Annotated in this window: 7 protein-coding genes; 1 reads left to right on the forward strand and 6 read right to left on the reverse strand. The window is 38.4% G+C overall.

Going from position 1 to position 6,831, the window contains the following annotated elements:
* Nucleotides 1-24: 24 nt before the first annotated feature.
* From HMPREF1528_RS04225 to HMPREF1528_RS04250, 6 genes are all read right to left on the reverse strand, one after another.
* The gene (locus HMPREF1528_RS04225) at nucleotides 25-1,080 is read right to left on the reverse strand and encodes a DUF3810 domain-containing protein (protein ID WP_016478768.1); all 1,056 of its coding nucleotides are present in this window, start codon (nucleotides 1,078-1,080) and stop codon (nucleotides 25-27) included.
* A complete protein-coding gene (locus HMPREF1528_RS04230) occupies nucleotides 1,080-1,691 on the reverse strand; it encodes a DUF2911 domain-containing protein (protein WP_002671558.1) in 612 nt (203 codons plus the stop codon). Before HMPREF1528_RS04230 ends, HMPREF1528_RS04225 begins: the two co-directional genes overlap by 1 nt.
* A gap of 1 nt (nucleotide 1,692) precedes the next feature.
* Nucleotides 1,693-2,415: a porin family protein gene (locus HMPREF1528_RS04235; protein WP_016478769.1), complete on the reverse strand. Its 723-nt coding sequence runs from the start codon at nucleotides 2,413-2,415 to the stop codon at nucleotides 1,693-1,695.
* A 17-nt stretch (nucleotides 2,416-2,432) separates the two neighbouring features.
* Entirely contained in the window at nucleotides 2,433-3,167 is a 735-nt protein-coding gene (gene ubiE, locus HMPREF1528_RS04240; protein WP_015782798.1) for a bifunctional demethylmenaquinone methyltransferase/2-methoxy-6-polyprenyl-1,4-benzoquinol methylase UbiE, read from the reverse strand.
* A gap of 106 nt (nucleotides 3,168-3,273) precedes the next feature.
* Complete coding sequence (locus tag HMPREF1528_RS04245) at nucleotides 3,274-4,092, reverse strand: 5'-nucleotidase, lipoprotein e(P4) family (protein ID WP_015782797.1); 819 nt, start codon at nucleotides 4,090-4,092, stop codon at nucleotides 3,274-3,276.
* Between the two features lie 14 nt (nucleotides 4,093-4,106).
* On the reverse strand, nucleotides 4,107-5,057 hold the full coding sequence (locus tag HMPREF1528_RS04250) for a 2-hydroxyacid dehydrogenase (RefSeq protein ID WP_016478770.1): 951 nt from the start codon (nucleotides 5,055-5,057) through the stop codon (nucleotides 4,107-4,109).
* A gap of 179 nt (nucleotides 5,058-5,236) precedes the next feature.
* On the opposite strand from HMPREF1528_RS04250, the gene HMPREF1528_RS04255 reads away from it, so the two are divergent.
* Nucleotides 5,237-6,355: a formimidoylglutamase gene (locus tag HMPREF1528_RS04255; protein ID WP_016478771.1), complete on the forward strand. Its 1,119-nt coding sequence runs from the start codon at nucleotides 5,237-5,239 to the stop codon at nucleotides 6,353-6,355.
* The last annotated feature ends 476 nt before the right edge of the window (nucleotides 6,356-6,831 follow it).

Genomic DNA, 6,831 nt, shown 5'->3' on the forward strand with positions numbered 1-6,831 from the left:
ATGATTAATGGTTAGTTCTAATTCCTAATTTTTAACATAATGAGGAATTAGTAATCCTACCACTAAATCATAACTATTGATACCTTGTGATTGTTTATTTGCTTTCAAGAACGCATCGTAGCTTGCTTTAAAAACAGGCTCAGCTTTGTTCTCATATTGTTGCCAAAACAAACGCACTTCTTTATAGTTTTCAAAGACACCTTTGTGAATTTGGCAGTGAAGGCTTTCATATTCAGTAGGAGCTACTTGAGCTACTTCATTGAGAAAATAGCGTAAGGCAAAGAGTTCTGCACTGTATTTAAAATAAGGATTATCAGTTTTTAGAGCTGCCAAATACCCTAAATAATTTGCTTCTTCTTCGGCAGCATACCCCATTTGATGTGCTATCTCGTGGCAAACAGTAATAGGCACACTATAACCTATCATCTTTCTGTTTACTTGGGCTTCATTAGTAAACGGATTCAAATACCCACTATATCCCATATAGGTAAGCAATTTACTGTAAAGAGAAGGTTTGACACTTTTCATTGCTTTAAAGTCTGTAACACCTTGTTTCTCCAAAGGATAGCCGTTATAAGCAATGCGATATATTTCTTTTTGTGAAAGCCAAAAGTCTACTTTAGTAGTATCATTGGTTGCTAATCGGGAATGGATTGTATTGGCTCTGTCAATACACATTTGTGTAGCTTTAAGCAGTTGGGCTTGGGTATATTCTTTAGAAATGTGCAAAGACTCCGATAAAGGTACCCTGAAATAGTTGAACCCCCAGAGGAAGAAAAAGGCAAAGGCAATACGTATTATTTTTGAAAATATCTTATCTAAGACTTTTAAGGGGGCTTGCCATAATTTTTTGAAGTGTTTTAGTACGGCTAAAAATATACCTATAATGAGCAACGTGTATAGAATATCACCCATAGAAAAAGGTATCCACCCGAATAAAAAGTGCAACACTTTAGCTATATACGGGTAGATACCTTTACTATAAATATGTTCTGTAACGGTAGGAAAAGTACGAAAAACAAGCCAAATAACTATGTAAATAGCAAAAACACTATATTTCCATACTTGCTTCCTTTCCATTATTTCTTATCGTCTTTACCTTCCAAGTCTCTCTCAAATTGTTTTACTTCTTTGAGTTGTTCTATAATCTTATCAATAGTTTCTTTTTTGTCTATTTCAATAGGAATTTCCACTTTAGTGTACTCCCAACGAATTACTAAATTTACTTTTTCATTAGAAATGTTCTCGAATGAGAACTCTAAAGCTTCTTGTAAATCTTTGGTTTGAGTAACAGGCACTGTAAATTCAATAGCATTCTCATTAGGGTCATAGCTATAAGCTCCCCACGCATCGGCATCGTAATTGAGAACTACCGTCCACTGGTGAGCTTCAGGAGTTACAAAAATAGCATAATCGCCCTTTTTTACCGATTTACCTCCAAATTTTACAGGCTGAAGAAAACTAATACTCGTAGCTTGATTAGCTCCTAAACGCCAAATCTTCCCATAGGGGACTAATTCGCCAAATATTTTACGCCCGCGCACACTTGGACGACCGTAATCTACTGTAATTTGACTCACAGAAAACTGTTGTGTAATTACCTGACGTGGACTTGCCATAGGGTAGCTAAAGTTCTGCGCATAAGACGCAAGACTTATCAAAAAAACTACTATAAGAATTAGTTTCTTCATATTATTCGAAGTTTAGATTTAATAAGAACCCACGACTCTTTAAACCATTAAGGTTACCTGTCCAAGGGCTATTGGGATTATTATCGGGTATCAACTCATTATTAACTGAAAATAAGGCTCTCAGAGAAGGAGAGACTCTAAAATAAGGAGTATAGAAGTCAATACCTAAACCTAATTCATAGAAGAAAACATTTCTTGTAGCACGGAAAGTCTTTTCGGAGTTATCGACATTTAGATTCGCATTACTACTCAAGTTAAACACCATCGAAGCTCCTGCCGTTACGTAGGGTTTTACGTTATACCAGCGCTTAGCACTATACTTTAGCAATAACGGAATATAAATATATGTAGAAGGAACATCGCGCATCGAATCTCTCGAATCGGAGAATCCAGGGAAGATAAGAATACGCTTGTTGTACACCAAACCTGGCTCAATTCGCAAATCGAGATGTTTCACTAAGCGTACAGAGCCTGTAAGACCTACGTTAAAACCTAATTTACGGTCAGTTTGTATTTCTCGCAGATTAGCTGTGCGATAATTTAAGTCGCGGTAATCTATTTTGAAGTCAAACACATTGGTACCAAAATAGTATCCCCATTGAAAGCGTTTGTCATCAAAATGTTCTAAGTTCATAATAGGCTCTTTGATTTGCCCATACAAATTCAATGCTCCTAAAAATAAGAACAACCCTATAAGACTCTTTTTAAATGTTTTCTTATTCATTTTTTATTGTTAAAGTTCTATTTATTAGCTATGTAAATGGTGACTACTCCACCTAAGGTTTTAGGATAATATTCAGTTTTCTGATAACCTACCTTATCTAATATCTCTTGAAACTTCTTCCCATAAGGAAAATGGATAGCCGAATCAGATAAGTACCGATAAGCCAACCTGTCTTTAGAAAAGAGTTTGCCAATGAGGGGCATCATATAATTTGTATATAGATGATACCCTTGTTTAAAAGGGAACTTTTTAGGTACAGAAGTCTCTAATACTACCAAGCGCCCCTTAGGTTTCAGCACTCTGAGAATTTCACTTAGTCCCTTTTCTAAATCTTCAAAGTTACGTACTCCAAAGCCTACCGTTACAGCATCGAAAGTAGCATCAGCAAAAGGTAGTTGCTCACTGTCTCCGTGTACTAAATTAATGCGGTCGGTAAGTTTTTTTTTAGCTATCTTTTCGCGCCCTACTTCCAACATTCCTTCTGAGATATCTAATCCTGTAATCCTCACATTTGGAATAGTAGTAAGAGCAATTGCTAAATCGGCTGTGCCTGTAGCTACATCAAGCACCGTAGTAGGGTGTATCTCTGCCACTTTTTGTACTACAAATTTACGCCATTTTACATCTGAGCCCCACGAAATCACACGGTTCAAACCATCATAACTATCTGAAATAGTGTTGAACATTTGGGTAACTTGTTCCTTTTTACCCTGTGCTGAATCTTGATAAGGCGTAACAGTGTTCTTAGGCATATAGTGCTCAATTTTTTGCAAAGATAGAAATTAATTTTCAATTGACAATATTTTTGTCTCTTATTCACATACACGCCAACTCCAGAACCCTAGCTTTACCTCTTACCTATTTAAATGCCTTTGTATTATTCTTAATAATCGCTTCTTTCTCGGCTTCTGGAATAGAGTATTTATGACCATAAGCAGCTCCTTCCCAATCGCCGTAAGAATAGTTAGGGAGCACAATAAAACGCTTACCAAACTCTGTTTTATTCTTATGTACTGCCTCTGAACGTTCTTTTGGAGTACCACCATCGAAATCTTTAGAAAAGTCGGAAAGGTTGTCACCCATCAAGAGCACAATGTCGTAATCTTTAGCAATTTGTAATCGACGGTTTTCTTTGCTCTTCTCAGCAGAACGCAAGATAAGTCGATTGTCCGAAGGCAAAGGAAAATTGTACTTGCGCAAGTTCTTGGTCGTACCTTCACGTTCGTTGTCACGACGATTAGTCACATAGAAAATAGCTACTCCCTTGCTATCGGCGTATTTAAAGAACTCTAACGCGCCTGTTAGCGGTTTGGCATCGCCTAAAACTGTCCATTCTTCCCACGCTTTTTGTGAATAACTAATACCCTGTTTCGCACAATAGGCTTCAAAGGGCGAATTGTCCAAAAAGGTTTCATCTATATCGGTAACAATTGCCAGCGGTTTATCGCCCTTTTTAGCAAGGGCTTCGTCCAATCGCAATTGTGCCACGTTGAAGGCTTGCAAACACAAAGCTTCATATTCAGCAGCGTTTTGCTGAAAGTAAGACGACCACAATTTGCCGTTTGCAATGAGGGCACTTTCTTGCGTAGTAGCTTGCGTTGTGGTAATGTTTTTAGTAGCACAGCAACTACCGAGCAGTAAAGCTACTACTCCAATGAGTAAATAATTCTTTTTCATTTCTATTTAATTTGTCAATTTGCTAATTCCCCAAATTTGCTAATTATCTTGTCTACTATTATCTGCGCAAGCTTTTCTTTACTTTCTAAAGTCCAGCCTGCAATATGAGGAGTGAGAATCACATTATCCGCTTCCAATAGGTATTTAAACGATTTGGGCATTTGTTCGTCGCTAAAGAAGTCTTCAAACGATGCCTTTTCATATTCTAACACGTCTAAACCTGCTCCTAATACTTTCCCGCTTTGCAAGGCGCGTACCAAATCATCGGTAACTACGCTCTTCCCACGTGCAGTATTTAAGAGCCAAAAACTCTTAGCAAAACTATTGATAAATACTTCATTCACCATACCTATAGTTTGTGGGGTTTGAGGTGTGTGCAAGCTCACTACATCTGCCTGACGAAAAAAATCTACTAAGGTTACTTGTTTGGCATTCTCGTCACTTTTGTTGGGGAGTATATCGTAGCAAATCACACTACAGTCAAAACCGCGCAATTTCTTAGCAAAACTCTTTCCCATATTGCCGTAGCCTATGATACCTACTGTCTTGTCGTCAAGCTCCCAACCTCTGTTCTCCTCGCGCAACCATTTGCCGTTTTTAATTTCGTTATTGGCTTTCTTAAACTTGTTCAGCAATGCCAGAAGCATACCGAGTGCGTGTTCGCCTACTGCATTTCTATTGCCTTCGGGGGCTGCGATGAGCGTTATACCTTTACTTTCGGCATAAGCTACGTCTATATTTTCAAGCCCTGCACCTACTCTGCCTATGAATTTCAATCGAGTCGCCTTGTCTAAAAATGTCCTGTCTATAGTAAAACGACTGCGGATAATAATTCCATCGTAATCAGCTATTTTAGCTTCAATAGACTCTTTAGAGCTTGTATAGTCTTCGTAATTTTCAAAACCCTGTGCTGCGAATTGTGAAAGCATCAAGGGGTGGTTTCTGTCTATATGTAATATCTTCATTTTAAAGTGAATCCTTTTTTATCTTTAAATATAAAGAGCCTAATAGAGGTCTTAATTTTTTGCAAAAATAATAAATAATTACGAACTACGAATGAAGAACCACAAATAATTTGCTAATCCCCAAATTTGCTAATTTGCTAATTATCCCCTACCTTTGCCGTCTATTAATAAGAAAAATTATGTCACTATCCTATTTACAACCCGTTGATGAAGCTTTCACCTTAGACGATTACAAGCCACAACAAGTGGGTTTCCAACTCCATAAACACCTCCCCTCTCTTGGTTTACCTGACCTTACCGACGTGAAAATTGCTTTTTTTTGTATCGAAACAGAAGGACAGTCATTCTATCGCTTCCGTCAGCATCTGTATTCTCTCTTTATGGGAAATTGGAATTTTGCCATTGCCGATTTGGGTAACTTGCCCTTAGGCGAAACCGACGACGATACTCATTTTGCTATCAAAGAAATTGTAGCCGAGCTCATTAAGCAAGACGTTATCCCTGTGGTGCTGGGTGGTTCGCAAGACTTTACTTATTCCCTCTACCGCGCTTTCGATAGTCTCGAACAAATGGTGAATGTAGTGTGTGTAGATGCTAAGTTCGATTTTGGCGATACCGAAGAACTCTTTGTAGAGAGCTCCTATATGAGCAAACTCATTTCAGAACCTCCCGTGAATTTACTCGATTTTACCAATCTCGGCTATCAGTCTTACTACGTAGCTCAAGAAGAGCTCGATTTGCTCGAAAAAATGTGTTTTGAGGTACACCGCTTGGGCAATATAGTGAATGATTTGAAGATTATCGAGCCCGCAATGCGTGATGCCGATATCGTGAGCATCGATATGACCTGTGTGCAGGCAAAAGATATGTTAACTGAAGGTAATGTAAACGGCTTCAATAGTAGGGAAATATGTGCTATCACACGTTATGCAGGTATCAGTAGTAATGTGCAAGTGGCAGGTATTTTCGATATCCCCAATACCGATTTGGCAAGTCAGCTACTCGCCGAAATGCTTTGGTATTTCTACGAAGGATTTAACTTCCGTATCAAAGAACTACCTGTGATAAACGACGAGAATTACACTAAATACATCGTACCCATTGAAGATATCCAAATAGAGTTCTTCAAAAGTACACAAACCGAACGCTGGTGGATGAAACCCGGAGGCGATAAATACTCTGGACCTCAAAACCACATACCCTCCGGACTTATTCCTTGTCTACCTCAAGACTACGAAGAAGCCATTAGTGGCACTATCCCCGAACGTTGGTGGCGCTCCTATCGCAAATCAGTATAAGCAAATATCTTTTCTATAAAGTCATAGAAAATCGCAATTTCATTTACTTTAAATTCGCTTTTTGTTTCTTCATTCTTTATCCACCCTTGCGGATCCTACCGTTATTTGTCCTTTTTAGGTTTACTTTAGCTTCGCTTTCTCTTCAAATAGGTCTTGTCTTTCAGATTGATAGTCTTCACTAATTTCTCTTTAAGGCTTGTCCCCCTTCGGGGGTTCGGGGGCTTTCGTCATTCGTCATTCATCTTTTCCTTCATCTTTTCTTCGTTCATTCTTCGTCATTTGTTCGTCATTTGTTCGTCATCTGTTCGTCATCTGTTCGTCATCTGTTCGTCATTTGTTCGTCATTTGTTCGTCATTTGTTCGTTCATTGTTCGTCTTTCCTTCGTTCTTTCTTCGTTCTTTCTTCGTTCTTTCTTCGTTCTTTCTTCGTTCTTTCTTCGTTCTTTCTTCGTTCTTTCTTCGTTCTTTCTTCGTTC

It is taken from the genome of Capnocytophaga sp. oral taxon 336 str. F0502, assembly GCF_000411575.1.
GTDB lineage: Bacteria > Bacteroidota > Bacteroidia > Flavobacteriales > Flavobacteriaceae > Capnocytophaga > Capnocytophaga ochracea.

What these genes read in the sequence shown, in the direction of transcription:
- HMPREF1528_RS04225 (WP_016478768.1), bottom strand. Translation starts at nt 1,080, where the DNA reads ATGGAAAGGAAGCAAGTATGGAAATATAGTGTTTTTGCTATTTACATA.
- HMPREF1528_RS04250 (WP_016478770.1), bottom strand. Translation starts at nt 5,057, where the DNA reads ATGAAGATATTACATATAGACAGAAACCACCCCTTGATGCTTTCACAA.
- HMPREF1528_RS04235 (WP_016478769.1), bottom strand. Translation starts at nt 2,415, where the DNA reads ATGAATAAGAAAACATTTAAAAAGAGTCTTATAGGGTTGTTCTTATTT.
- HMPREF1528_RS04230 (WP_002671558.1), bottom strand. Translation starts at nt 1,691, where the DNA reads ATGAAGAAACTAATTCTTATAGTAGTTTTTTTGATAAGTCTTGCGTCT.
- HMPREF1528_RS04255 (WP_016478771.1), top strand. Translation starts at nt 5,237, where the DNA reads ATGTCACTATCCTATTTACAACCCGTTGATGAAGCTTTCACCTTAGAC.
- ubiE (WP_015782798.1), bottom strand. Translation starts at nt 3,167, where the DNA reads ATGCCTAAGAACACTGTTACGCCTTATCAAGATTCAGCACAGGGTAAA.
- HMPREF1528_RS04245 (WP_015782797.1), bottom strand. Translation starts at nt 4,092, where the DNA reads ATGAAAAAGAATTATTTACTCATTGGAGTAGTAGCTTTACTGCTCGGT.